This is a genomic window from Acinetobacter sp. CY05, from assembly GCF_059515805.1.
In genome coordinates, this window is the sequence record NZ_JCAKMW010000007.1 from 55,875 (window position 1) to 80,610 (window position 24,736).

At 40.9% G+C, this 24,736-nt stretch carries 18 protein-coding genes and 1 pseudogene; 9 read left to right on the forward strand and 10 right to left on the reverse strand.

Annotated features, from left to right (window positions below; genetic code table 11):
• Window positions 1-53: 53 nt before the first annotated feature.
• Entirely contained in the window at window positions 54-1,007 is a 954-nt protein-coding gene (locus tag AC5YCD_RS07790; RefSeq protein WP_496129498.1) for a serine hydrolase, read from the forward strand.
• 229 nt (window positions 1,008-1,236) lie between these two features.
• On the opposite strand, the gene AC5YCD_RS07795 is transcribed toward AC5YCD_RS07790, so the two are convergent.
• From AC5YCD_RS07795 to AC5YCD_RS07805, 3 genes and pseudogenes are all read right to left on the reverse strand, one after another.
• Window positions 1,237-1,473, reverse strand: a complete 237-nt coding sequence (locus AC5YCD_RS07795) for a VF530 family protein (protein ID WP_496129537.1) — start codon at window positions 1,471-1,473, stop codon at window positions 1,237-1,239.
• A gap of 491 nt (window positions 1,474-1,964) precedes the next feature.
• Complete coding sequence (locus AC5YCD_RS07800) at window positions 1,965-2,963, reverse strand: NADP-dependent oxidoreductase (protein ID WP_441367053.1); 999 nt, start codon at window positions 2,961-2,963, stop codon at window positions 1,965-1,967.
• A 49-nt stretch (window positions 2,964-3,012) separates the two neighbouring features.
• Window positions 3,013-3,669, reverse strand: a pseudogene (locus AC5YCD_RS07805) (SDR family NAD(P)-dependent oxidoreductase); the annotation flags it as partial.
• A 52-nt stretch (window positions 3,670-3,721) separates the two neighbouring features.
• Between AC5YCD_RS07805 and AC5YCD_RS07810 the strand changes: the two are divergent.
• Window positions 3,722-4,460 (forward strand): IS5 family transposase gene (locus AC5YCD_RS07810; protein ID WP_496129499.1). Its coding sequence is split into 2 segments (ribosomal slippage): window positions 3,722-4,053 and window positions 4,052-4,460, totalling 741 coding nucleotides; the frame shifts between segments, so codons are not numbered across the junction.
• Between the two features lie 120 nt (window positions 4,461-4,580).
• Here AC5YCD_RS07810 and AC5YCD_RS07815 read toward each other — a convergent pair.
• A complete protein-coding gene (locus AC5YCD_RS07815) occupies window positions 4,581-5,672 on the reverse strand; it encodes a transcriptional regulator (protein ID WP_496129500.1) in 1,092 nt (363 codons plus the stop codon).
• 233 nt (window positions 5,673-5,905) lie between these two features.
• Window positions 5,906-6,880 carry a lipoyl synthase gene (gene lipA / locus AC5YCD_RS07820; protein ID WP_496129538.1) on the reverse strand — a complete coding sequence of 325 codons (975 nt, stop codon included), beginning with the start codon at window positions 6,878-6,880 and terminating at the stop codon, window positions 5,906-5,908.
• Window positions 6,881-7,264: 384 nt separating this feature from the next.
• Between lipA and AC5YCD_RS07825 the strand changes: the two genes are divergently transcribed.
• From AC5YCD_RS07825 to AC5YCD_RS07855, 7 genes are all read left to right on the forward strand, one after another.
• Window positions 7,265-8,227, forward strand: a complete 963-nt coding sequence (locus tag AC5YCD_RS07825; protein ID WP_078389307.1) for a thiamine pyrophosphate-dependent dehydrogenase E1 component subunit alpha — start codon at window positions 7,265-7,267, stop codon at window positions 8,225-8,227.
• Window positions 8,228-8,242: 15 nt separating this feature from the next.
• Window positions 8,243-9,262 (forward strand): alpha-ketoacid dehydrogenase subunit beta, encoded by a 1,020-nt coding sequence (locus tag AC5YCD_RS07830; RefSeq protein ID WP_004979604.1) that lies wholly within the window; start codon window positions 8,243-8,245, stop codon window positions 9,260-9,262.
• A 1-nt stretch (window position 9,263) separates the two neighbouring features.
• Entirely contained in the window at window positions 9,264-10,799 is a 1,536-nt protein-coding gene (locus AC5YCD_RS07835) for a dihydrolipoamide acetyltransferase family protein (protein ID WP_496129501.1), read from the forward strand.
• Window positions 10,800-10,810: 11 nt separating this feature from the next.
• The gene (gene lpdA, locus AC5YCD_RS07840) at window positions 10,811-12,211 is read left to right on the forward strand and encodes a dihydrolipoyl dehydrogenase (protein ID WP_126036461.1); all 1,401 of its coding nucleotides are present in this window, start codon (window positions 10,811-10,813) and stop codon (window positions 12,209-12,211) included.
• An 11-nt stretch (window positions 12,212-12,222) separates the two neighbouring features.
• Complete coding sequence (locus AC5YCD_RS07845; protein ID WP_126036463.1) at window positions 12,223-13,008, forward strand: acetoin reductase; 786 nt, start codon at window positions 12,223-12,225, stop codon at window positions 13,006-13,008.
• Window positions 13,009-13,029: 21 nt separating this feature from the next.
• Window positions 13,030-14,088 (forward strand): 2,3-butanediol dehydrogenase, encoded by a 1,059-nt coding sequence (locus AC5YCD_RS07850; protein WP_010326712.1) that lies wholly within the window; start codon window positions 13,030-13,032, stop codon window positions 14,086-14,088.
• A gap of 1,650 nt (window positions 14,089-15,738) precedes the next feature.
• Entirely contained in the window at window positions 15,739-18,867 is a 3,129-nt protein-coding gene (locus AC5YCD_RS07855; RefSeq protein WP_496129502.1) for an efflux RND transporter permease subunit, read from the forward strand.
• Between the two features lie 409 nt (window positions 18,868-19,276).
• On the opposite strand, the gene AC5YCD_RS07860 is transcribed toward AC5YCD_RS07855, so the two are convergent.
• The 5 genes from AC5YCD_RS07860 to AC5YCD_RS07880 form a co-directional block, all read right to left on the reverse strand.
• Window positions 19,277-19,912: a tetratricopeptide repeat protein gene (locus AC5YCD_RS07860; protein ID WP_496129503.1), complete on the reverse strand. Its 636-nt coding sequence runs from the start codon at window positions 19,910-19,912 to the stop codon at window positions 19,277-19,279.
• Between the two features lie 223 nt (window positions 19,913-20,135).
• Window positions 20,136-20,996, reverse strand: coding sequence for an isochorismatase (locus tag AC5YCD_RS07865; protein WP_496129504.1), 861 nt, complete (start codon window positions 20,994-20,996; stop codon window positions 20,136-20,138).
• Between the two features lie 9 nt (window positions 20,997-21,005).
• Complete coding sequence (locus AC5YCD_RS07870; RefSeq protein ID WP_496129505.1) at window positions 21,006-22,640, reverse strand: (2,3-dihydroxybenzoyl)adenylate synthase; 1,635 nt, start codon at window positions 22,638-22,640, stop codon at window positions 21,006-21,008.
• Window position 22,641: 1 nt separating this feature from the next.
• Window positions 22,642-23,868 (reverse strand): isochorismate synthase, encoded by a 1,227-nt coding sequence (locus tag AC5YCD_RS07875; protein WP_496129506.1) that lies wholly within the window; start codon window positions 23,866-23,868, stop codon window positions 22,642-22,644.
• 21 nt (window positions 23,869-23,889) lie between these two features.
• Window positions 23,890-24,660, reverse strand: coding sequence for an SDR family oxidoreductase (locus tag AC5YCD_RS07880; protein WP_496129507.1), 771 nt, complete (start codon window positions 24,658-24,660; stop codon window positions 23,890-23,892).
• Between the last annotated feature and the right edge of the window lie 76 nt (window positions 24,661-24,736).

Genomic DNA, 24,736 nt, shown 5'->3' on the forward strand with positions numbered 1-24,736 from the left:
AAGAGTTTAAAAGCATGCTATTTTAAAGAAAATTACAACAAGCTAAGCAGAAAATGGAGGCTATCAAAGTGCTTAAGACCACACATCATTCGGAAGACTCTCAAGGAGACCAGTATCTTGATCTAGGTTACTTACGTCGTATTGATTTAAAATCTAGTCAGTCTGCGGGTGCTATAATTGTAGATAAAGATGGAGTGTTCTCCAAAGACCTTCTTTTATATCTATATAAAAAAAATCATATTGCTTTGCCAGCCTCTTTAACAAAAGTAATGACGACAATCGTGCTCTTAGATTTAGGGATCGATTTGCAGACTAAAGTTACCAAGACACAGGAAGACTCGTCTAAAGGGAATGGACCTAAACTGAATGAGGGTGAATCTCTTACACTTGAAGATGCTTTACATAATTTAATGCTTAGCTCGTCGAATGTAACAGCTAATATGATTGCAAGAATTTATGGTGGAAAAGCTTTAACAAAGGCAGGAATTACAACATTTAGCACTACCGAGGCCCATACGAAATGGGTGGAGATGTTGAATACCAAAGCCCAAGCCATTGGAATGAGTAGTACTATATTTTCATCTTCATCTGGGTTAGATGTAGACAGCTCAGCAGCAGCCAAAACCAACGTCCTCGACATGTTAAAGATGTTTTGCTACGCCACGCGTTACAATGTTTTGATGGAAGTCTGGTCAAAGCCAAAATACACCATGTCTATAATAACAACTCAGGGGACAATACGTAGTGTGGAGCTCACCTCCAGTGTCGTGCCATTAAGAGAAGGCGATCAAGATATATTAGGAGGTAAAACAGGTACATTGAAACGATATGGCTACAATCTTGGCGAGATTGCTGTGCTGCCTGATGGGCGTTATGTTGCAATCGTATGTTTGGGAGCCACATCAGACGCAGACCGGACATCCGATATACGTAGTATAGTTTCAAGAATACGCCGCAGGTATTCACGTAATGCTAAAGCACGCAGCTTGAAAATTCATGATCTATAGTAGTTAAATCTTGAATAGCAAGGCTAGATAGCTCACTCAAGAGCTTAAATAAGGCTTTTACACCTGACAAATGATCCGCTTTTCTTGTAAAGACTTAACACAAACGGATTTATTTTTGAAAAGATAATCAATTTTGCCAGATATACACAAGATGACTGGCTTTTGATTTTGTATGCCAACTCACTTATTAACTCAGTCATCTAGTATGCTAAGGCTCAGATGTGGATAACTAAGATTTCTGTTTGGCTTTTTGACGTAGTACATACAAATATAGGCTTTCTACTTTTTCACGTGCCCATGGTGTGGTACGCAAAAATCGTAATGATGATTTAACACTTGGATCTATACAAAAACATCGAATTTCAATTTTACGACTTAAGCCTTCAAAACCACCGTAGTAATCTAATAATTCATCCAAGATGTCAGCAAGCTTTTTGCCGTGTAAAGGGTCATTAGGAGTGTTCATCATGGAGCAACTATATGTAGGGAGCCCATTAGTATAACCTGAACATATTTAAAAATGAGAGCATCACAACGTAAATGATGCATAACATACGTCAAATCAAGCTTTATAAATAATGTTAGGTATTTACGGTCTAAAGCCACAGTTGATTAAATTTTTCCTTGCCGAATAGATAAATCATGCTAACACTGTAGCGTGGTAGTGATGCCATGATGTTCATATTATAAAAGAACAAGAAAGGGCTTCTTTTTAGATAAACACTATTTAACTTATGTTCACCTGAGTTCTAGTTCATAATAAATTATTAAAATTTATATTTTAGTTTCAATTGTTTATTTGGATAAATTAATTTACTTAAAAGAAGATGGTTCATGAACCTAAGATTTTTATTAAAAATAAGCTTAAAACCATAAGTTCTTTCATTCGATTGAGGCCTACTCTCGTTTATTGAGGAAAAGGCATCAAAAGATGCCTTTTTTCTCTTTTCCCTGAATTTATTCTGCAATTTTTAAGACAACTTTACCTTTGGCTCGTCCAGTATTTACATATTGGAAAGCATTTGTAATCTCACTGAATTCATAAGTCTTATCAACGATTGGATTTATTTTCCCCGACTCGACTAATTTTGAAATTTCAGATAACTGTTGACCATTCGGTTGCATAAACAAAAATGAGTAGGTGATGCCTCTTTTTTTTGCTTTATTGCGGATTGACCAACTTAAAAGGGGGATAATACATTTCAGTAACCAATTGGCTTTGATTGTTTCTGCGAACTCACGATCAGGTGGACCTGAGATACTGATAATACGACCACCACGTTTAAGAATATTCAGAGACTTCTCTAAAGTTTTTCCACCTTGCGTATCTAAAACTACGTCATAGTCTTTAAGGACTTGCTCAAAATCAGTCGTTTTGTAGTCAATGATCGTGTCTGCACCTAATGCTTTGACCCAGCGAATATTTTTTCCACTTGTGGTTGTTGCAACAGTTGCACCTAAGTATTTTGCAAGCTGAATAGCAATTGATCCAACACCGCCAGAACCAGCATGAATCAGTACTTTTTGTCCTGCTTGAACTTTCGCAATTTCGACCAAAGCTTGCCATGCAGTCAAAGAAACAAGGGGAAGAGAAGCCGCGAGTTCCATAGAAATATTTTGAGGTTTTAGCGCCAGTGAAGATTGCTGTACGACCGTATATTCGGCAAAAGCACCATTCGAATCTGTCTTGGCATACACTTCAACACCGACTTTGAATTGAGTAACATTTGCCCCAACTTGAACAACTGTACCAGCAAAATCATTGCCTAAAATAAAAGGAAATTGAATGGGCAGAATTGCCTTAAATTCACCTTCTAAAACTCTTAAGTCGAGTGGGTTAATACTTGCGGCATGAACTTTAATGAGAACATCATTTTCTGTTAGAACTGGTTTGGATTGTTCATCCAGTTGTACATCATTGATATTGCCGTAGCGGTTAATGTAGGCTGCTTTCATATTAGGACCTCTATTTTTTGAATTTTGTTTTAACGTTTTATAAGCATCATTAAACTTTCAAGCTGCGTTGAATTAATGTGTCAAAGATCTTTACTGGGGCAAATTTTCGCAAATTTTTTAAATGTTTTGCTGCCTTGCCCGAGGTATAGCGGGGTAAGATGTTTTGACTGTTCATGACCGTTAAAATGGTCTTCGCAACAACACGCGGATCATCTGACTTATTAATTGATTTTATCATTTGTTGATGTAGCTTCTCACGAATGTGGTCATACGCTGAGACTTTTGCATCTGCTTCAAGTAAGTTTATTCCTAATGATGTTTTGGTGTAAGCAGGTTCAATCAATGAAACACGAATGCCTTGAGACCTTAACTCATGATCTAAAGATTCGGAATAGCCTTCGAGCGCATGTTTTGAAGCAGAATAAAGCGCACCAAAAGGTGTTGGTAAAAGTCCTAAAATTGAACTGATATTGAGAATAAGTCCAGATTTCTGTTCACGCATCACAGGAAGTACCGCACGGGTCATTCGGACAACACCAAAAAAATTGGTATCAAAAATAGCTTGAGCTTGTTGCATCGAACTTTCTTCAGCGCCAGCTGGTGCAATGGCAAATCCTGCATTATTGATCAAAACATCAATTCAACCTTCATTCTGAATCACTTTTTCTATTGCATGATTCACCGAATCATCATTATTTACATCTAGGGCGTGTCATCAATTAGCTTGAGGAAAACCGCCTTGTCCCCATTATACTTTTATGACTAAACGCTATGCATTAAAAGATGAGCAGTGGGAACAGATTAAAGATCTGTTACCTGGACGAATGGGTATTGTTGGAGTGACGGCCAAAGATAACCGACTATTTGTTGAAGCTATATTGTATCGGTATCGTTCAGGTATCCCGTGGCGAGACTTACCCGAACGCTTTGGTGATTTTAGAGTCGTGCATACTCGTTTTAGTCGTTGGGCTAAAACAGGTGTGTGGCAGAGAGTCTTTGAAGTACTGTCACATGACTGTGATAATGAATATGCCATGTTAGACTCTACCATTGTACGTGCTCATCAACACAGCGCTGGGGGAAAAAAATCAGGCGATTGGACGCAGTAAAGGGGGCTTAAGCACCAAAATTCATGCCCGTACTGATGCTTTAGGCAACCCGACAGGATTTTATCTCACTGATGGGCAGGTCCATGACTTAAATGGTTCAGATGTGTTGCTGGACTTATCGTTGAGCCAGATCTGGCTTATGGATAAAGCCTACAACTCTAGTGATCGGGTCATTGATCCAATTTTAGAGGCGAAGGGTCAAGTTGTGATGCCAGCGAAAAGTAATTCTATTGATCAGCGTGATTATGATCGACATCTCTACAAGGCAAGACATCTGATCGAGAACTTTTTTGCAAAGCTCAAGCAGTATCGTGCTATTGCCACACGCTATGATAAATTGGCTCAAAACTTCTTATCAGCGATCTACTTGGCTTCAACAATCATCTGACTTAATTGATGACACGCCCTAGTTCTCAATTTTAAATTTTATTAAAGGAAGTATGAAAATCATACTTCCTTTTCAATCTGCTTCACAATAAAACTTTAGAGTTGAAGCAACAGATCAAATCTAAATCAGATTTGAAAAATAATTACGGTGGATACTGTCCTGTGGTAATAACTCTAATAAACGCTGTACCGCATCAATTCGGTCATGTGTTTGCCCAATAATTCTTAATAATTGATCGATATCCTTTATTTGATAGATCAACTGGCTTAAACGGGCATCAAAACAATGTCTCCAAGTGCTGAGTAAAGGGCTTTCTGATTTAGAGAGAAAGCTACCTTTATATAGCGAGAATGTACTGGAAATAAGATTTGCATTTAATGATTGTTCAGCACGTAAAAAATCACATTGGACTTCACAGCTAAGCCTATAAATGCGAGCCTCAATTGAATGAGGTAATAGGCTACGAAGTTGTGAAAGCTCAGCCTTTAGGGTTTTTAGGCTGACACTACGCTCACCATAAAGGGCATAGTGTAACTCTTCTAAGCCAATGCCATGGGGATGCAAAGCTAAAATGCAAAGTATTTCAATTTGACGGTGACTCAAGTTCAAGGTATGTCCATTAAATTGAACCCAAGGCGAGCCTAGCGCCTTAATGTATAAAAAATTTTGCTGTTCAAACTTTATGGCTCGTTGTATTAAATCCGCACAGCGCTCAACTGCAAGCAGCCCCAAAGGAGTATGTTTTTTATATTTTGTGGAAAGGTTAATAATGCCATGAAATTGCCCTGATGTCGGATCCCAGATCGGCGCGGCATAACAGACCCAATCTCGAACACTGTCCATTTGGTTTTCATGAGTATAGACACAACTTGATATTTGGCTGTTCAACGTCATACCAATCGCATTGGTCCCAACAGCCTGTGTAGACCAATGCCCACCCTCAATAAAATGAACCTGTTCGGCAGAAGAAAGCATTGCAGAACTACTCCATGTCCATAAGAGAGTCCCGTGATGATCTGTAAGACCAATCGCCATATCTGAATCTTCCGCTATTTTGAGTAAGTCAGCATAATTATGTTGGATAGAGCGGCGAAATAAAGACGTTTTATCTTCTGGAGGTAAGGCTAAAACAGGGGCGGCATGCACAGTATGTTGATTAATTAAATGGGTTGTTTGCAGATTTTTTGCAGATGCGGTATTGAACAGGTTCATATCATATTCCTTTATGATGAGACTGTAATATTTTTAAATTTTAGAAATGAGTTTCCAAATTTATAGTCATTTACGTCATTTCTTCTTGCTTCAATTTTAAATGCTTTTATCTTTGCTTGGTTAAATCATATCTTTTGGCTTTACCAGTCCTTGAGTTACTTTAAAAATGTTCTTATGAGCTGAAAATGACTATTTCCATCTGAAATGTTAATAAACGTAAATAGGATGAAAATTCATTCGCTCATGTAAGGGCTAGGCACAGCTTCACCATGATACTGACGGTCTGCAAAATAACTTGATCGTACTAATGGCGCACTCCAAATATTTTTAAACGCTAAGCGCTCCCCATGTATTTGATAATGCTTAAACTCTTGCAACGTAACAAAACGATGAATTGGCGCATGAGATTTAGATGGCTGTAAGTATTGACCGATTGTGACATAGTCCACTTGATAATCTTTCAAATCATTTAATAACACAATAACCTCAGCCTCGACTTCTCCTAAACCGACCATCAAACCACATTTCGTTGGAATTTCAGAACAGTAGTGTTTAAATTTTTTGAGTAAATCCAATGAGTGCTTATAGTCAGCGCCTGGTCGCATGGCTTTATACAGACGTGGAACGGTTTCAATATTATGATTAAAAACATCGGGTGGGTTTTGGCTCAGAATCTTCAGGGCAATATCTGCACGACCACGAAAATCAGGAACCAAAATTTCTATAAGAGTTTCTGGACTGGTTTGACGAATTTCTCGAATGCAATCTGCAAAATGCTGTGCGCCACCATCTTTTAAGTCGTCTCGATCAACAGAAGTAATCACGACATACTTTAAGTTTAGATTCTTGACTGTTTCAGCCAGATGCTTTGGCTCATTAGGATCTAGGATATTAGGACGACCATGTGCGACATCACAGAATGGACAGCGGCGAGTACAAATATCTCCCATGATCATAAACGTTGCAGTCCCTCCGCTAAAGCATTGTGGCAAATTGGGGCAGGCCGCTTCTTCACAAACCGTATGTAGTTTCTGTTGTCGTAATAAATCCTTAATGATTTGAACTTCATCAGGTTGACTAATTTTAGTCCGAATCCATTCTGGCTTTTTCGGTGTCGTTTCCGTTGGAACAACTTTAATTGGAATACGCGCCATTTTTTCAGCGCCACGTAGCTTCTTTCCAGTTAATACTGTGTTATTTAAATCCATTACAAACACTCCATCGTTTAATACTGTGTTATTTAAATCCATTACAAACACTCCATCGTTTAAAATAATTAATATAGATCCCGATATTAAATAAGCTCTTTTAGGTGCTTTAATAATATTAAAACAGTGCAAAAAACTTATCATATAAAATAAAGGTTGGTTAAAGGTTTGTTTTCATATGTGATTGAACTAATGTAAAATTTTAAAAAATTTTTTAAGTTCTTAACCTTCTGTTTTTAATATTTTTCTCATCTTTTTATGCATTATATTTTTTTAGTCTAATATGAAATTAAATAAAAATATATTTATATAAATATACGGTTTAAAAATTCAACCATTAATTTTTGGATTTTCTTTTAAGCGTAATTAATAAGGAACAAAGATATGCAATTAACGGAAGAGCAATTGCTAGCAGCATACAAAAGAATGCGCGACATTCGTGAATTTGAGGATCGACTTCACGATGAAAATAATACAGGTGATATTCCCGGTTTCATCCATTTATATAGCGGCGAGGAAGCTGTTGCCGTAGGGATCTGTGAAAATTTAACAGACAAGGACTTCATTACATCAACGCATCGTGGTCATGGACATTGTATTGCTAAGGGCTGTGACATTCATGCCATGATGTTAGAAATTTTTGGCAAAGATGATGGTTTGTGTCGTGGTAAAGGCGGCTCAATGCACATTGCGGACTTAGATAAAGGCATGCTCGGTGCAAACGGTATTGTGGGTGGTGGTCCACCTTTGGCTATTGGGGCAGCTTTAAGTGCTAAAACACTGAAAAATGGTGGGATTGGTCTATCTTTTACCGGTGATGGCGGGTCAAATCAGGGCTTAACTTTTGAAGCCATTAATATGGCTGTCGTGTTAAAGCTCCCTGTCATTTTTGTTTTTGAAAACAACGGTTTTGGTGAAGGCACTGCACACGACTATGCCGTAGGCAGTAAAGACATTGCAGGCCGAGCGGCAGGTTTTGGCTTACCTGCCGAAAAAGTAGATGGAACAGACTTTTTTGCTGTGTATGAAGTTGCACAAAAAGCCATTGAACGTGCCCGCTGTGGTGAAGGTCCGAGTGTGATTGAAACGGTAACCAACCGTTTTTATGGACATTTTGAAGGTGATCCGGGGCTTATTCGTTCCAAAGAAGAACTGGATTATGTCAAAGAACATAAAGACCCATTGAAAATATTCCGTGAAAAAGTCAAGGATAAAATTGACGAAGCCAAACTGGATGCGATTGATGCCCAGTCTAAAGCCAATGTAGACGATGCCGTTGCAAAAGCACGCGCAGCTAAGTACCCAGAAGTCTCTCAGTTACTTACTGATGTTTACGTCTCTTACTAAAGGAATAGTAGAAAAATGCCAAATAAAAGTTATCGAAACGCGATTAAAGAAGCAATTGAATTAGAAATGCGCCGAGATCCGAGTGTCATTGTGGTCGGTGAAGATGTTCGTGGTGGGCATGGTGGCAAAAATACCGATGACAATAAACTGGAAGGTTTTGGCGGTGTACTTGGTGTAACCAAAGGCTTATGGACTGAATTTGGTTCTGAGCGAGTCATTGACACCCCGATTACAGAATCGGCGATTATTGGTATGGCGGCAGGTGCTGCTGCAACGGGTTTAAGACCTGTGGCAGATTTAATGTTCATGGATTTTTACGGCGTGTGTTATGACATGCTGTATAACCAAGCGGCTAAATTCCGCTATATGTTTGGTGGCAAAGCCAAAGCGCCACTCGTTGTACGAGGCATGATCGGTGCAGGTTTTTCCGCAGCAGCGCAGCATTCTCAGTCGCCATATAACGTGTTTGCCTCAGTGCCTGGTTTAAAAGTGGTGGTGCCTTCAAGTGCCTATGATGTGAAAGGGTTGTTGATTCAAGCCATTCGAGATGATGACCCAGTAGTATTTTGTGAACACAAATTGTTGTATGACATTAAGGGCGAAGTGCCAGATGAAGCCTACACTATTCCTTTTGGTGTCGCAAATTACACCCGTGAAGGCACTGATATTACCATTATTGCCTTAAGCTTGATGGTGCATCGTGCCAATGAAGTTGCGGATAAGCTCGCAAAAGAAGGCATTTCGGTTGAAGTGGTTGACCCTCGAACCATTTCTCCATTAGACGAAGATGGCATTTTAGAATCAGTGGCGTCAACAGGTCGCGTAGTGATTGTAGATGAATCTGCGGCGCGTTGCGGTTTCGGACATGATGTGGCTGCACTCATTGCACAGAAAGGCTTTCATTATCTTAAAGCACCAATCGAGTTAGTCACTCCACCACATTCACCCGTACCATTTTCACCAGTATTAGAAAAAGAATGGCTACCCAGTGTAGAACGCATCGAACAGGCTGTACGTAAGACGTTGGAGGCTTAGGATGAGCGAAATTAAAACTTTAGAAATCCCAAAATGGGGTTTGTCCATGGAAGAGGGTACGATTGCCCAATGGCTGATTGAGGAAGGTACGCAATTTAGTAAAGGACAGGAAATTTGTGAAATTGAAACCACAAAAATCGTCAATGTTCTTGAAGCACCTTTTGATGGCTTGCTACGCAAAATTATTGCTAAAGATGGTGACACTCTGGTTGTAGGTGGAGTTATTGCAATTTGTGCAGACGCTCAAGTTTCAGATACAGAAGTTGAAGCATTTGCACAGTCCTTAGGTGGAACACCTGCTGTAACAGAAAATAAAGCGGTAGCAGCGGTTCCTGAAAAAGTAGCTGTAGCTCAAGTTGAAACCAAAGTGCAAGCTGCTCCTAAACAGAACAGTGTTGGTAATGGATCAAAAGCGGTGACTCAGGGCGGATATTCTATTCCTGCTGCGTTACAAGGCTACCAACAAAGCGATGATATTTTTGCAACGCCACATGCCTTGAAATTGGCTGAAAAGCATAATGTAAACTTGTCTCAGATTACGGGTTCTGGACGTGAAGGTCGTATTAGTGTTCAAGATATTCAGACCGCAGTTCAAGCTGCTGGTGGTTCTTGGCCAGATGTGCGTCATCAAGCCAGTACCAAAGCCGCGAAATCTAAAGCAGATGATACTGATGTTCTAGCGACACCTGTTGCCCGCCGTTTGGCAAGACAATGGGGCATTAATTTGCATGATTGTCGTGCATCGGGTTCACGTGGACGAGTCTGTAAGGAAGATGTTGAAGCTGTATATCAACGTGAAAACCCTGTACAAGCTCAACATGCTGATCATGCGCATCCAGCAGAGTCCGCAAAATTCACTACTGTAGCTATGAATGGTATGCGTAAAGCAATTGCTTCGCGCTTACAGGCTGCGAAACGCAATGCACCACATTTTCGCTTAACGATAGACTTAAATGTTGAGTCGGTTCAGGCTTTGCGTCAGCAAATTAACAGTACCGTACCGCAAGTCAAGCTGTCCATTAACGATATGCTGATTAAAGCTGCTGCTGCCGCACTGATCAAAGTTCCACAGGTCAATGTTCAGTTTGATGAAGAAAATCAGCAGATTTTACAGTTTGAACAGGCTGATATTTCGGTTGCTGTGGCCATCGAAAATGGACTGATCACGCCAATTATTAAATCAGCGAACCTTAAATCTTTGGCGCAAATTTCCAATGATATGCGCGATCTGGCGACACGTGCCAAAACTGGAAAACTAGCACCTGATGAGTTTCAAGGTGGCAGTTTCAGTATTTCCAATTTGGGAATGCTGGGTATTCAACAGTTTGATGCCATTATTAACCCACCTCAAGGTGCAATTCTGGCCTTAGGTGCAGCAGAGAAACGTGCTGTCATCGAAAATGATGAGATTGTTGTTCGTGAAATGGTGACTGCAACATTGTCTTGTGATCATCGTGTCATTGATGGTGCGTTGGGTGCTCAATTCTTATCGGCATTGAAGCAGTTTGTCGAAAACCCTGCATTAATTTTGGTGTAGGAGGAATAGCCATGTCAGATACACAATTTGATCTTGTGGTTATTGGTGCTGGTCCTGGAGGATATGTCGCTGCGATTCGCGCAGCGCAACTGGGATTAAAAACAGCAATTGTTGAAAAACAACACTTAGGCGGAGTGTGTCTTAATTGGGGATGCATTCCAACCAAGGCATTATTGAGCGGGGCTGCGCTTGCGCAGCAGTTCAAACATGCAGAGCAGTTTGGCTTTACTCTTAACGCGGTTGATTTTGACATTCAAAAACTGGTCCATCATAGCAGACAGGTTTCTGAGCAACTGGTACAAGGTATCGGTCAATTATTGAAAAAGAATCAAATCACTGTTTTTAATGCAGCAGCCCAATTTATTGCCAAAGAGCATTTAGAGCTTACAGATGCGAATGGTCAAAAACAGCAGATTTCTGCACTGCATATTATTGTCGCAACAGGTGCACGTGCGGCCAATTTGCCTCATATTCCTGTAGATGGCCATCAGGTCTGGAGTTATAAAGAGGCTTTAGTTCCAGACCAATTACCAAAATCTTTACTGGTCATTGGTTCGGGTGCTATAGGCAGTGAGTTTGCAAGCCTATACCAAGACTTAGGCTGCCAAGTCACCTTGGTTGATATTGCAAAGCAGATTCTCCCTAGCGAAGACATTGAAGTTGCGAAGTATGTACAAAAGCAATTTGAACAGCAGGGTATGCAGGTTTTAACCGAAGCGACTGTAAAAAAAATAGAAACTGATCAGGCTCAAGTACATTGTCATATTGAAACTGCCACAGGTGTGCAAATAATTACTGTTGAAAAGGTGCTTTCAGCTATTGGCGTGAAACCGAATGCTGAAAATCTTGGCCTAGAAGCTTTGGGAATTGAATTTGAGAATGGTTTTATTAAAGTCGACTCATGGTGTAAAACCAATGTAGTGGGCATTTATGCAATTGGTGATGTCGCAGGCGCACCGTGTTTGGCACACAAAGCCAGTCATGAAGCCATTCTTTGTGTGGAGAAAATTGCAGGCCTAAGTCATGTATATGCTTTAGATCGTACACAAATTCCGGGCTGTATCTTTACCCATCCGCAAGTGGCCAGTATTGGTTTGACAGAACAGAAAGCGAAAGCTGCGGGCTTGAATATCAATGTGGGTAAGTTTCCTTTACAAGCGAATGGTAAAGCATTGGCTTTGGGCGATAGCGCAGGATTTGTTAAAACCATTTTTAGTCAGGAAACAGGTGAATTGTTGGGTGCTCACATGGTTGGACATGAAGTCACCGAACACATTCAAGGGTTTGCCATCGCGAAATACCTAGAAGCTACAGATGAAAGCTTAGCGCAGGTCATTTTCCCTCATCCTACTTTGTCTGAGGCGATGCATGAGTCGGTCTTGTCGGCGATGCAACGTGCAATCCATATTTAAGGAGTCGCAACATGCCTAGAGGTTTAAACAATAAAGTTGCATTAATTACGGGTGCGGCACAAGGTATTGGACGCGGTATTGCCTTACGTTTAGCACAAGAAGGTGTTCATATTGGATTGGTCGATCTTCACCAAGAAAAGTTAAATACTGTTCAACAAGAGGTTGAAGCCTTTGGCGTAAAAGCCACCACATTTATTGCGGATATTTCAGATCCAATACAAATCAGTGACGCTATTAATCATGCAGAATCGACACTTAATGGTTTTGATATCATGATTAATAATGCAGGTATTGCACAAGTCAAAGCTTTGGCAGAAGTAACGCCGAGTGAATTTAACCAAATTATAAACATCAATGTCGGTGGTGTACTTTGGGGGATTCAAGCCGCAGCAAATAAATTTAAACAACGCCAACAGGCTGGAAAAATTATTAATGCATGCTCAATAGCAGGTCATGAAGGCTTTGCTTTACTCGGTGTTTATTCGGCAACTAAATTTGCAGTTCGTGCATTGACGCAAGCTGCGGCTAAAGAATATGCCAGTGTTGAAATTACTGTAAATAGTTATTGTCCGGGTGTTGTTGGTACAGACATGTGGGTCGAAATAGATCAGCGGTTCTCTGAAATTACAGGTACACCAATTGGTCAAACGTATAAAAAATATGTAGATGGTATTGCTTTAGGACGTGCTGAAACACCAGATGACGTGGCTGCATTAGTTGCATTTTTAGCCAGCGAGGATGCAAACTATATTACAGGTCAGTCTATTTTGACAGATGGTGGAATGGTTTACCGTTAATATCAACATGAGGAATACACAATGAAAGCAGCTCGTTTTTATGATCGAGGGGATATTCGAATTGAAGATATCCCTGAACCGAAAGTACTTCCAGGCACAGTTGGAATTCAAGTTGCATGGTGCGGTATTTGCGGTACAGATTTACATGAATTCATGGAAGGCCCTATTTTTATTCCACCTTGTGGTCATCCACATCCAATTTCGGGAGAATCTGCACCTGTAACAATGGGACATGAATTTTCAGGCGTAGTTTATGCAGTTGGTGAGGGTGTAGACGATATCCAAATTGGACAACATGTCGTAGTTGAACCCTATATTATTGCGGATGATGTCCCGACTGGCCTGAATGATAAGTATCATTTATCAAAAAATATGAACTTTATTGGTTTAGGCGGACGTGGCGGCGGTCTTTCTGAAAAAATTGCAGTTCAACGACGTTGGGTACATCCTATTTCAAATGATATTCCCTTAGATCAGGCCGCATTGATAGAACCTTTATCTGTCGGTCATCATGCCTATGTCAGAAGTGGTGCAAAAGCTGGCGATATAGCACTGGTTGGTGGAGCAGGCCCTATAGGCTTACTTTTATCAGCCATTTTAAAGGCTAAAGGTCTCACGGTCATCATTACTGAATTGAGTGCAAAGCGTAAAGAAAAAGCGATAGAAGCGGGTGTTGCAGATTATGTGCTAGATCCATCTAAGGTTGATGTGGTCGCTGAAGTGATGAAAATTACGGAAGACCGTGGTGTTGATGTCGCTTTTGAATGTAGTAGTGTTAATAAAGTCATGGATACACTGGTGGCGGCGATGAAACCAACTGGTGTGGTCGTTATCGTTTCGATTTGGAGCCATCCTGCCACAATTAATGTGCATAGTGTGGTTATGAAAGAGCTAGATATTCGTGGCACGATTGCTTATGTAAATGACCATCAGGAAACCATCCGCTTAGTCGAGCAAGGTAAGATTAATCTAGAACCTTTTATTACCCAACGTATTGCATTAGATGATCTTGTTTCTAAAGGCTTTGAAACGCTGATTCATAATAATGAGTCTGCAGTAAAAATTATTGTTCATCCGTAGTAAAACCTAATTTTAACGACAAATTTGAATAAGCTAGAAATAAACTTTATGTAGCTATTTCTAATATCTTTAGCGATAGGGAGTGACTCTGTACTTACAGATTCATTCTCAAATTTACAGTGTTGAGTGCCAGTATGATTTTGATCATACAGCCTAGTAAAGATAGAAAATAAGTTTTTAAATAAACCATAGGGATATAGACTAAATTTTGCTAGGAGAGTGGTGGCAGCCCACCAACAATTAAAAGGTGTCTACAAAATCATTGGCTATTCACAATAATTTGATTTCGTTCTTATTCGATATCTTTTGCTCTAACTGGATACTTTTGACTTCAAACATAGTGAACTTCATGAACTAAAATTTAGGTCAACATATCATATTTTTGATTAGGAGTTATATTTGTATAAGTTATTGATATTAGGTAGGTGAAGTATAATTATGAATTTATTATCAGGTGTATTATATTTAACATAATCTATATTATACGAAATTAGACTTGTAACTCCAAAATAGAAATGTCCGGTTTCTCCAAAGTAAAAATGTCCGCTTTTAGAAAAAGTTATAAGCGGACTCAAAAGCTACAAGATCAAATGAATGACCTAATTCTTTTGTATAGCGAGTAGCTGCGATGAAAAGCGTCACCAATGATATTTCAATTGCGTTTTAAATTTTGTCTTGCAATGCTTAAAACAAAAATAAGCTATAGATATTTGGCCTATAGCTTGAGTAGTTTGAGATCTAGTTTTAAACCACCGCTTATAAAATTTTCGGCGAGTTTTTAAATACAATAGCCATCCTCAACCAAACTAATCACAGGTAAATCTAAAGCCTTGAGTTTGGCAGCAACTTACGCAAACCAAGCAGTACTAAATTGCGCTGAGTCGCCAGATCCATCACAGACTCAATTATGACCATTTAATTGCATAAAAGTATGCGCTGTACTGTGCCGAACACCATTCACTCTATCATCAAGATATCCAAAACTTAGAACAAATTTCAGGCCATGATTTTATTGCCTTTCAGAGTGATCAACTCGATGATCCTGCCTCAGCGCTGTATCACTTACGTCAGAAAATTTTGGAGCAAAATCGTCTTTTAGTCAGTCAATACCAATAATTTAGATGAATTGATCCACTTTATTCGTAGTGGTTTTGGCATCGGCTTTTTGCCACAACATGTGGTACATCATCATCCAGACGGCATCTATTTAAACAATTATCGCCGTTTCCTTATATTCGCGTAGTGCCTATTTATGTGATGTGGCATCAAGATCGTCTTTTAAGCATAGCACAACAATATTTGCTGCATGATTTACATCTAGCTTTTAGTAAAGACAGTTAGTCTTAGAATCATTTGATATTGAAACAAAAATAAATGATAATTAATTTCACTTAAAATTAATTATCATTTAAATTTTGTCAGATTTAGAGCTTATCCTGATCTTATTGATCATATTATTCACCAGCCAAATCAGTTGTTCACTAGTTCTTTATCTATTCTAGATGCATTATTTTTAATTTAATATCAATAAAACCAATAAAATATAGCTCAAATAAAAATGATTATCATTATTGTTTATGATGAATAAACATCCTATGATGGTGGAAATCGAACGTAATTTCCCCCTATTTTTGTTCAAGTGAATGCACTATGCTGCCGCGATTTTTTATTTATCATCCAATTTTTGCCAGTGTCATTGCACTTGCGATGCTTATATTTGGTAGTTTTGCCTTGTCGAAGATGGCAATTGAGCGTTATCCCAATATAGCCCCACCAACAGTCAGTGTCGGTGCCAATTATCGAGGTGCCTCAGCACAAACGGTTGAAGAAAGTGTCACTCAGGTTTTAGAACAACAAATTAAAGGCTTAGAGGGCTTGTTATATTACACATCCAAAAGCGAAGCCAACGGTCGTAGTCGAATCGATTTACATTTTGAGCTCGGCACAGATATCGACCAAGCGCAAATTCGTGTACAAAATGCCATGAACGCTGTACTCAATAAACTCCCTGAACCCGTGCAACGTCAAGGCTTAAATATTTGGAAAACCACCGGTGATTTGCTGCTGATTGTCGGCTTATACGATAGCAAGGGCTTAGCTAACAATATTGATCTATCTGATTATATGATCAATTATTTTCAGCAACCGCTGAATCAAATTACAGGAGTGGGTGAAGTCGATATTTTTGGCTCCTCCTATGCGATGCGTATTTGGCTGAATCCACACCAACTAAGAAATTACGCTTTAGTCGCCAGTGATATAGAACAGGCTTTGACTGATGCCAATACGCAAATCGCAGCAGGTGCGATTGGGTCGATGCCAAACTTAGCCGAGCAACGCATTTTTGCCAAAGTCAGTGCAGGCTCACAATTAAAAACGGTGGCTGATTTTGAAAATGTAATTTTAAAAGCGGATGCCGATGGTCGTGTAGTGCGTTTAAAAGACGTCGCACGCGTTGAAATGGGCGCTGAAAATTACACCACCATCAATACTTTAAATGGCTACCCTTCAGCAGGTTTAGGAATTTACTTAACGCCGGATGCCAATGCGATCAGTACCTCAAAGCAAATTAAAGCCAAGATAGAACAACTCAAACCCTACTTACCAGAAGGTTATCAAGTGATTTATCCACGAGATAACACACCATTTATTGAGGAATCTATTCAACAAGTCATGATGACTTTAATTGAGGCGATTATTTTAGTGGTCGCGGTAATGTATTTATTTTTACAAAATTGGCGCGCCACTTTAATCCCAACCATTACGATTCCCCTTGTCATAGCAGGCACCGCTTTACTGTTATACCTCATGGGGATCAGTATAAATACCCTCACTTTGTTTGCTTTGGTCTTAGCCATTGGCTTATTGGTAGATGACACCATTGTTGTCGTTGAAAATGTTGAACGGCTCATGCATGAGCAAGGTCTTGAGGTCAAACAGGCATGTTTAGCATCGATGCAGGAAATGAGCGGTGCATTAATTGGTATCACCTTGGTCTTGAGTGCGGTTTTTATTCCGATGGCATTTTTTACTGGCTCAACAGGTGTGATCTATCGCCAATTTTCCATCACCTTAGTGACAGCCATGCTGTTATCGCTCTTCGTGGCAATGTTCATCACGCCTGCGCTGTGTACCCTCTTGCTTAAACCATCGCCTAGGCCAAGATGGGCAGTTTACGTTGAATATGGTTTAAATCATATTCGGGATTATGCGACAAGAATTGCGCAATGGATGTTAGCGTATAGAGTTTGGATGCTCACGAGTATTGTCGTGCTGAGTCTTGGATTAGCTCTGCTCTATCGTCATCTACCGACTAGTTTTATTCCGAATGAAGATCAAGGCTTACTGGCACTGCAATATCGGCTGCATGAAAGTGCTACTTTGAGTGAAACACAGGCTATTGGTCAACAAATTAATCAGTACTTATTGTCTCAACAGGCGGTGGAGAGCGTATTACTGATTAATGGTCAAAACTTCTCTGGCAATGGTGCGCATTTAGGCATGGCCTTTATTTCACTCAAACATTGGGATCAGCGTAGGTCAAAAGCAGATGCTGCCACAGCTTTAAGGCAACGTTTTATGCAGGATTTGCAAAGCGTCAATGCTAAAGTCATGCTGAGTTTACCCGCAAGTGTTTCAGGTCTGGGGCAATCCAATGCATTAGAGTTTTGGCTACGCGATGTCCATGGTCAAGGTCGCCAAGCTTTACGGGAAAAGCTAGAAGCATTGCAACAACAAAAAGCTGTGCACTACCAAGATTTAGGATCTGTAGCCCCAGAACATAAAGCTGAAATTTTTATCGATATTGATCAAAATAAAACTAAAATTTTAGGTATTGAGCAACGTGATATTCAAAATACTTTAGCAAGTGCATGGGGTAGCCGTTATATCGGAGATTTTATTGAACGTGGTCGTATTAAACCGATTATCTTACAAGGTGATGCGCCCTATCGTTCTGATCCACAGTATTTAGGTGACTGGTATGTGCGCAATCATCAAGGGCAAATGCTGTCTTTAGCGCAGTTTGCAACACCAACGTGGACAGGTGGAGCAGAAAGTCTGCATCGTTTTATGGGACTTGCTGCCTTGCCCATGGAAGCCTTTGTACAATCACATGCGAGTTCAGGGCAAGCCATGCAGGAAATTCGCACGCATATTCAGCAATACCGTGGTATTGATTTGGCTTGGAGCGGTTTATCTTTACAGGAGCAACATGCCCAGCATCAAGCACTTTTTCTGTATCTCATTTCCATTTTATTTATTTTCATGTGCTTAGCAGCATTATATGAAAGTATTAAAATTCCATTGGTGATTTTATTGGGCTTACCCCTTGGGGTCATGGGCAGCATTATTTTTGCGACCTTATTTAAATTACCTAATGATGTTTATTTCCAAATTGCCTTACTGACAGGGATTGGTTTGTCTTGTAAAAATGCCATTTTAATTGTTGAATTTTCAACAAAAGCGTTAAGTCTCGGTAGGAGTGCCCGTCAAGCAGCGCTCGCAGCTTTGCAACTGCGTTTACGCCCTATCCTGATGACCTCTTTAGCCTTTGGGGCAGGTATTGTTCCCCTGATTTTTGCCACCGGTGCTGGCGCAGTGAGTCGACATGAAATTGGACTCAGTATCTTAGGCAGTGTGCTGTTTGGTACCTTATATGTGCCACTTTTTACCGTGTTGCTGTTTGTAATGATTTATGAATTATCTTTTACTCAAATCTCAACTCGCGTCAAGCGAGCCCAAAAGAGCCACTTAAATAACCTCACTTCTAAAAAATGAATCACGCCCTATGGCTTATCTTTACTTAAACATACGGGTGAATAACGCTCGCTTTGGTGCCAACTGATCAAAGCAAGCTGTTAATTAAGGCCTAAGAAATGCGGATCATCTTTTTGTGCATTGGCATGCAAATGATCTAAAACCTGCTGTGAATGGTGTAAAAAATTGCTGCATCATGATTTTTAATACTGTCAGCAAAGACAACTGCGATATTAAAATCATGCTATAGCTCAATCACCTATGCCACTTATCCTTGAGCCGTCGGATCCACATCAAGGTATACGTGGATCCTTAGCCCTCAGTTCTCGCGTATGCAGAGCAGCTAAGTGATCTTCTGTGTAGTGAATATTGCAATGTTTGAGATGCTTGTTAGGCAAACTAAGTATCAACTGCCTTATGGATAGTAGCTTTAGCTATATAATACAGGGATCATGAGACGACTCAGCATTTCATCAGCACCCGCCCAGCCATGCTGATCAGCTTTGGTAAACCAATAACGAGCCAAACTTAAGTCTTGTTCGATCCAAGTGCCATTAAAGTATAACAGCCCTAAACTCCACTCCGCCGCTGCTATTTCTTGTTCAGCCGCTTGGGTATACAGTTGAATCGCTTGGGGAATATCTTGTATGACCCCTAAACCTTGTTCATATTTATCGGCTAAGTTATTCATGGCAGGATAAAAGCCACGTTCTGCGGCATAAGCATAATATTCAACTGCTAATTGCATATCTTCAGTTTCATAAAACACACCCAGTACATAGACTGCCGCCAACTGACCTTCAGCGGCAATCTGTTTTAAGGTGTCTAAATCAATCTCTTCTGGAAAATCGTGTGCATTGAAGTCGCCCCATGTTAAGGCCCAATAGTATTGAGCTAAAAAGGATTCATAGTAGCAGGCTGCTACCCAAAACCATGCCCGTGCACATGCTAAATCCTCTGCAGTTGCTCGTTCTTTTAAGGCATATTGTAACCCGATCTCAATTTGTTCATATACGCTAAAATTGCGTGCCTGTTCAAGCACGTCTTGGATACAAATTTCGCTCATTACATGCCCTTGTGTCATTCTTGGTGTACACCGTGCCAATCAATGCGGTGTCTATTGATATCAATCTTGTGTTTGGCAGTGTAACAGCTTCAATGTGTGAAATTTGGCTTATTGTCTTCTACTGCAGCGCTATCAGTCTATTTATGTGTGAAGTGCAGGTTGTATTGCTGATTAAAGGTAAAAAACCCAAGCATGCGCTTGGGTTCTGATGTGAAATATAATATTAGGCCGCCAGCTTATTAAGCCATGCAGCTAAAGTAGGTTGTTCAGCCAAATCTTCAAAACTGACTTTCGCCCCGGCAGCCTGCCACTCACCTACTAAGGTCATTAAGCGAACTGAATCGAGCCCTAACATTAAGAGGTCATCTTCGAGTTCAATTTCATCAACAGGCAATTCTAAAGCTTGACTGACAGCAACGATAATCTGATGCTCCTCAAGTAACGCTTTTGTCTGCCAAGCTTGTGTGATGTTTTGCGTTGCTTCAACTTGTGCACAACGCGTGCTGGCATATTGCAATGCCAAATCATGCTCTTTACGGCTAAAATCTGCTAAAGCATCTCCCACTAAGAAAGGCTGAATATTCAGCATAAATGCTTCAGCCGCACTCATTAAACAACCAATATGTGCATAAACCCCACAAATGACCAGTTGATCACGTCCCCAAGATTGCATGCGTTGTTCCAGATCGGAAAATTTAAATGCACTATAACGCCATTTTGTGAGCACAATATCTTGCTCGGCAGGTTGAACAGCATCATGAATTTTGGTGATTTCAGGGTCAGCTTTTAAGCCCGTACCCCAAAAATCAGTGAGGAGTTGGCGATGTTCTGGGGTTTGATCTCCCGGCTGAGCAGTATAGACCACCGGAATACCTTGCTGGCGTGCGGCGGTAATTAAAGCTTGGCTATTACGCAATAGTTCTGGAATAGGTGCTGCATCTAGATCATAAAAATCTAAGAAATACTGTTGCATGTCATGCACCAAAAGCACAGATCGCTTAGGATCTACATTCCACTGAGTTTTATTGTTAAAAAATTCCTGCGGCTTTGGCATGGCATAGCTGTTAATTTTTGGAATACTCATATGAATCTCTTAAGCGGGAATAGGATTTAAGCGCTGACGTAGGCATTTTTTATCAATTTTGCCAAACGCCGTGTAAGGGAAATGATCGAGGAACTCAATGCGATCTGGAATTTTGTAGGTTGCAAGCCCATAATCTTGAAGATATTGGCGTAGCTGCATGGCTTTACGCACTGGGCTTGGATCTCCCTCTTGGGCTTGCCAAGCGACAAAGGCACAACTTTTCTCCCCTAAGAGGTCATCAGGCATGGCAACTAAAGCCACCAAACGTACCTGTGGATGGGTAATCAGCACTTGTTCCACTTCTTCAGTGGCAATTTTTTCCCCACCACGATTAATTTGCTCTTTGGCACGTCCCTCAACCACGATGCAACCGTCTTGACGTATGCGAACCAAATCACCTGTGCGGTAAAAACCATCTGGGGTGAAAGCATTTTGGTTATGTTCAGGTGCATTAAAGTAACCACGAATCGTATAAGGACCACGGGTCAGCAGATGGCCGACCTCCCCGGCTTTGACCGGCTGATCGTCATCATCTAAGACTAAAATTTCATCATGTGCAGAAATCTTCAGTCCTTGGGTATGAATAATTTGTTCTGCCGTCATATCAAAACGGGTGTAGTTGACTAAACCTTCTGCCATACCAAACACTTGTTGCAAATTGACCTTAAATTCATAGATCAGTCGTTCGGCCACTGCATTCGGTAAACGTGCGCCTCCTACCTGTAAACAGCGCAGTTGGCTTAAAATAGGATCTTGATCCCTGGCTGCTTTATCCATCCAAGGACGTACCAATGCAGGGACTAAACAAACATCCGTCACTTGATACTTTTTGATACGTTGAAATGCGGCCTCAGGACTTGGATCTTGGCCTAAAATAACAGCCCCACCTGCATAGAAAATACCCAGTGCACCGGCCGAGCTCATCGAAAAGTTATGCGCTGCAGGTAAAACCATCAATAAACGCGACTGATCGTCTAAACCACAGATGGTTGCACTTGCACGGACACTGTATAAGTAATCATCATGTGTACGTGGAATCAGTTTTGGCATTCCTGTACTGCCACCTGAAAGCTGCAAAAATACCACTTCATCTGCAGAGCTTGTGGCACAAACATGCGGATCAATGGCTGTATTTTGCATGAGCTTTGCCAAGTCTAGATGGTGTGCCGCATCGCCTAAAATAAATACGTGTTTTAAGCAGCTATGTGCGGCTTGAACTTTATCAGCTAAAGCACGGTAATCGAATTTTTGTGTGCCCAAATCTGCTGCAAAGTAAGCGGTGGCTTGGGTTTGCCCCACAAAGCTTTGAATTTCATTATAGCGATGGGCGGCAAGTGCCATAATAGGCACCACACCTAAGCGAATGAGCGCGAAAAATAGCGCATAGAATTCAGCACAATTGGGTAATTGTAAAACAGCTTTATCCCCCACTTTAAAGTAAGGCGCTAAGGCTGTGCTGGTTTGCGCCACTCTTTGTTCGAATTGTGCATAGCTCCATTGCTGATGTTCATCAATAATGGCGATATGTTCAGGAAATTTGTGGCAACTCTGCTGTAAAAACTCGGTTAAATTTTGTCCTTGCCAATATCCCAACTGTCGATATTGTTGGGCATATTCTGCAGGATAAGGTACACAACCGTTCATATTAAGACTCCAAAACTGCCTGTATATCTGTTGGATTTAATGCGAAACCATCTAAAACAGTACGCAACTTCGCGGCGGTTTCAGCATGTTCTGCTTCAGGTTGCGAAGCGCTGACAATGCCTGCCCCTGCAAATAAACGCGCAATGCTGTGCTGAATACGGGCACAGCGGACAGTCACCGACCATTCACCATTGCCCTCACAATCTGCCCAACCCATGGTGCCGGCAAATAATTCACGGTTAAATGGTTCTAAAGCTAAAATTAATTCTTTGGCAGTGTGTGTCGGTTGACCACAAATGGCAGGCGTTGGATGCAGGTATTGCACTAAGTCTAAGACATGGGTGTCTTTAGATTTAAGTTCACCTTGGATCTGTGTAGCTAAATGCCAAAGACGTTGCGTACGAATGAGCTCAGGCTGCTTGGGAATATTCAACTTGCTACAAAAAGGCGCCAGCGTATCGGCAATCATTTCAATCACCACCCGATGCTCGTGTTGATCTTTATGAGATTGCAGTAAGGTCTGGGCATTGGCCTGATCCTGAATCGGATCTAGATCACGAGCCAAGGTTCCGGCAACCGGCTTACTCCAAATCTGCCGCCCCTGTTTACCGACTAAAAGTTCGGGACTTGCTCCCATAAACCAGCCATGCTGCTTAGGATCATTGGCCACAGCATAACTGTAACCTTCAGGATTAGCTTGCGTGAGCTGTTGCAATAAAGCTGAAGCATCAATCGGTTGATCGAACTCAAGTTCTAAGATCCGTGCTAACACAGCTTTACTCAGCTTGCCCGCCTGCATTTCATCCACCAAATATTGCACTTGTGCCTGATAATCTGTGCCTTGAGGGATATAACTGGCATATTTCAGGGTTAAACTGTGCAGCTGATGATAAGGTTGATACAGTAATTTTTGATAGACTTTGATCTGATCGAGCAACATTAGATTTACATCGTGCGAGGATGCAAATGGAATACCGCCCATTAACATAGTTTTGCTATCACTTTGAGCCTGTGCATTGGATAAAGCCTGTTTAGCCGTACTGATCCAGTCACTGAGCTTAGAGTTAGGACTGACCTGAATGTCAGCGCGTTTTTTTTCACCTGTTAAGATATATTCAGGTGTTGCAAATAAAAAACCTGCATTTTCTTGACACTTAAGCACCTCATGTGCCCAAGCTGTATGTTGACAGCTGTGTTGTTCTGCAGCGAATGCCGTTAAAATACTCATCACCATTCCTTGTTTAAATATTTAGACCCCAAGCGTGGCCCCACCATCAATCACCAATTCTTGCATGGTAATTTGTCCTGCCTGTTCAGATAAAAAGAAACGTACGGCATGGGCAATATCCTCTGCCTCGGCCATTTTCCCTAATGGAATACCGGTTCTAAATTGGTTAAGATCACCGGTTAAAATTGAAGCAGGTGGTTCATCCCCATCCCAAAGCTGTTTTTGCATGTGTGTTAAGGTTGAACCGGGTGAAACCACGTTGACACGTACCCCATAAGGTGCCACTTCAAGCGCAAGGTTACGGCAATAATGGCTTAAAGCCGCTTTAGTCGTCGCATATAGTCCTAAATCCATACGTGGCATGCGCGCACTATTAGAACTAATGGTGACAATTGACCCTTGGCGTTTTTGACAAAAGTGCGCCGCACATTGCTGACTTAAATAAATCGGTGCCAAAACATTGACTGCAAATGAATGCTGCCAGTCCTGAGCCTTTGCCTCTAATAAACGGGTCATTTTTAAAATTCCCGCTGCATTCACTAAGGCATCTAAGTCATATTGTTCAATCAGACCTGCAACTAAACTCTGGGTCGCATCATAATCGCGAATATCCTGACAAATGCCTAACCAACGCGCGCGCAGCTCTTGGGTTAACTGTTGTTCAATTTGCCAATGCTCAGGAGGTGCTTGGCAATCCAGACCAATAATTCGATGTCCATCTTTTAATAAACTTAAAGCCACTGCAGCACCCATTCCTTGTGCTGCACCTGTGATTAATATCGTTTTCATCATGTTTTCTCCGTACGCCTGAACAGCGTCGCGAAGAATAATGCAAACAATTCTCATTATTATCAAGAGCCATGACTAT

What these genes read in the sequence shown, in the direction of transcription:
- AC5YCD_RS07790 (WP_496129498.1), top strand. Translation starts at nt 54, where the DNA reads ATGGAGGCTATCAAAGTGCTTAAGACCACACATCATTCGGAAGACTCT.
- AC5YCD_RS07795 (WP_496129537.1), bottom strand. Translation starts at nt 1,473, where the DNA reads ATGAACACTCCTAATGACCCTTTACACGGCAAAAAGCTTGCTGACATC.
- AC5YCD_RS07800 (WP_441367053.1), bottom strand. Translation starts at nt 2,963, where the DNA reads ATGAAAGCAGCCTACATTAACCGCTACGGCAATATCAATGATGTACAA.
- AC5YCD_RS07815 (WP_496129500.1), bottom strand. Translation starts at nt 5,672, where the DNA reads ATGAACCTGTTCAATACCGCATCTGCAAAAAATCTGCAAACAACCCAT.
- lipA (WP_496129538.1), bottom strand. Translation starts at nt 6,880, where the DNA reads ATGGATTTAAATAACACAGTATTAACTGGAAAGAAGCTACGTGGCGCT.
- AC5YCD_RS07825 (WP_078389307.1), top strand. Translation starts at nt 7,265, where the DNA reads ATGCAATTAACGGAAGAGCAATTGCTAGCAGCATACAAAAGAATGCGC.
- AC5YCD_RS07830 (WP_004979604.1), top strand. Translation starts at nt 8,243, where the DNA reads ATGCCAAATAAAAGTTATCGAAACGCGATTAAAGAAGCAATTGAATTA.
- AC5YCD_RS07835 (WP_496129501.1), top strand. Translation starts at nt 9,264, where the DNA reads ATGAGCGAAATTAAAACTTTAGAAATCCCAAAATGGGGTTTGTCCATG.
- lpdA (WP_126036461.1), top strand. Translation starts at nt 10,811, where the DNA reads ATGTCAGATACACAATTTGATCTTGTGGTTATTGGTGCTGGTCCTGGA.
- AC5YCD_RS07845 (WP_126036463.1), top strand. Translation starts at nt 12,223, where the DNA reads ATGCCTAGAGGTTTAAACAATAAAGTTGCATTAATTACGGGTGCGGCA.
- AC5YCD_RS07850 (WP_010326712.1), top strand. Translation starts at nt 13,030, where the DNA reads ATGAAAGCAGCTCGTTTTTATGATCGAGGGGATATTCGAATTGAAGAT.
- AC5YCD_RS07855 (WP_496129502.1), top strand. Translation starts at nt 15,739, where the DNA reads ATGCTGCCGCGATTTTTTATTTATCATCCAATTTTTGCCAGTGTCATT.
- AC5YCD_RS07860 (WP_496129503.1), bottom strand. Translation starts at nt 19,912, where the DNA reads ATGAGCGAAATTTGTATCCAAGACGTGCTTGAACAGGCACGCAATTTT.
- AC5YCD_RS07865 (WP_496129504.1), bottom strand. Translation starts at nt 20,996, where the DNA reads ATGAGTATTCCAAAAATTAACAGCTATGCCATGCCAAAGCCGCAGGAA.
- AC5YCD_RS07870 (WP_496129505.1), bottom strand. Translation starts at nt 22,640, where the DNA reads ATGAACGGTTGTGTACCTTATCCTGCAGAATATGCCCAACAATATCGA.
- AC5YCD_RS07875 (WP_496129506.1), bottom strand. Translation starts at nt 23,868, where the DNA reads ATGAGTATTTTAACGGCATTCGCTGCAGAACAACACAGCTGTCAACAT.
- AC5YCD_RS07880 (WP_496129507.1), bottom strand. Translation starts at nt 24,660, where the DNA reads ATGATGAAAACGATATTAATCACAGGTGCAGCACAAGGAATGGGTGCT.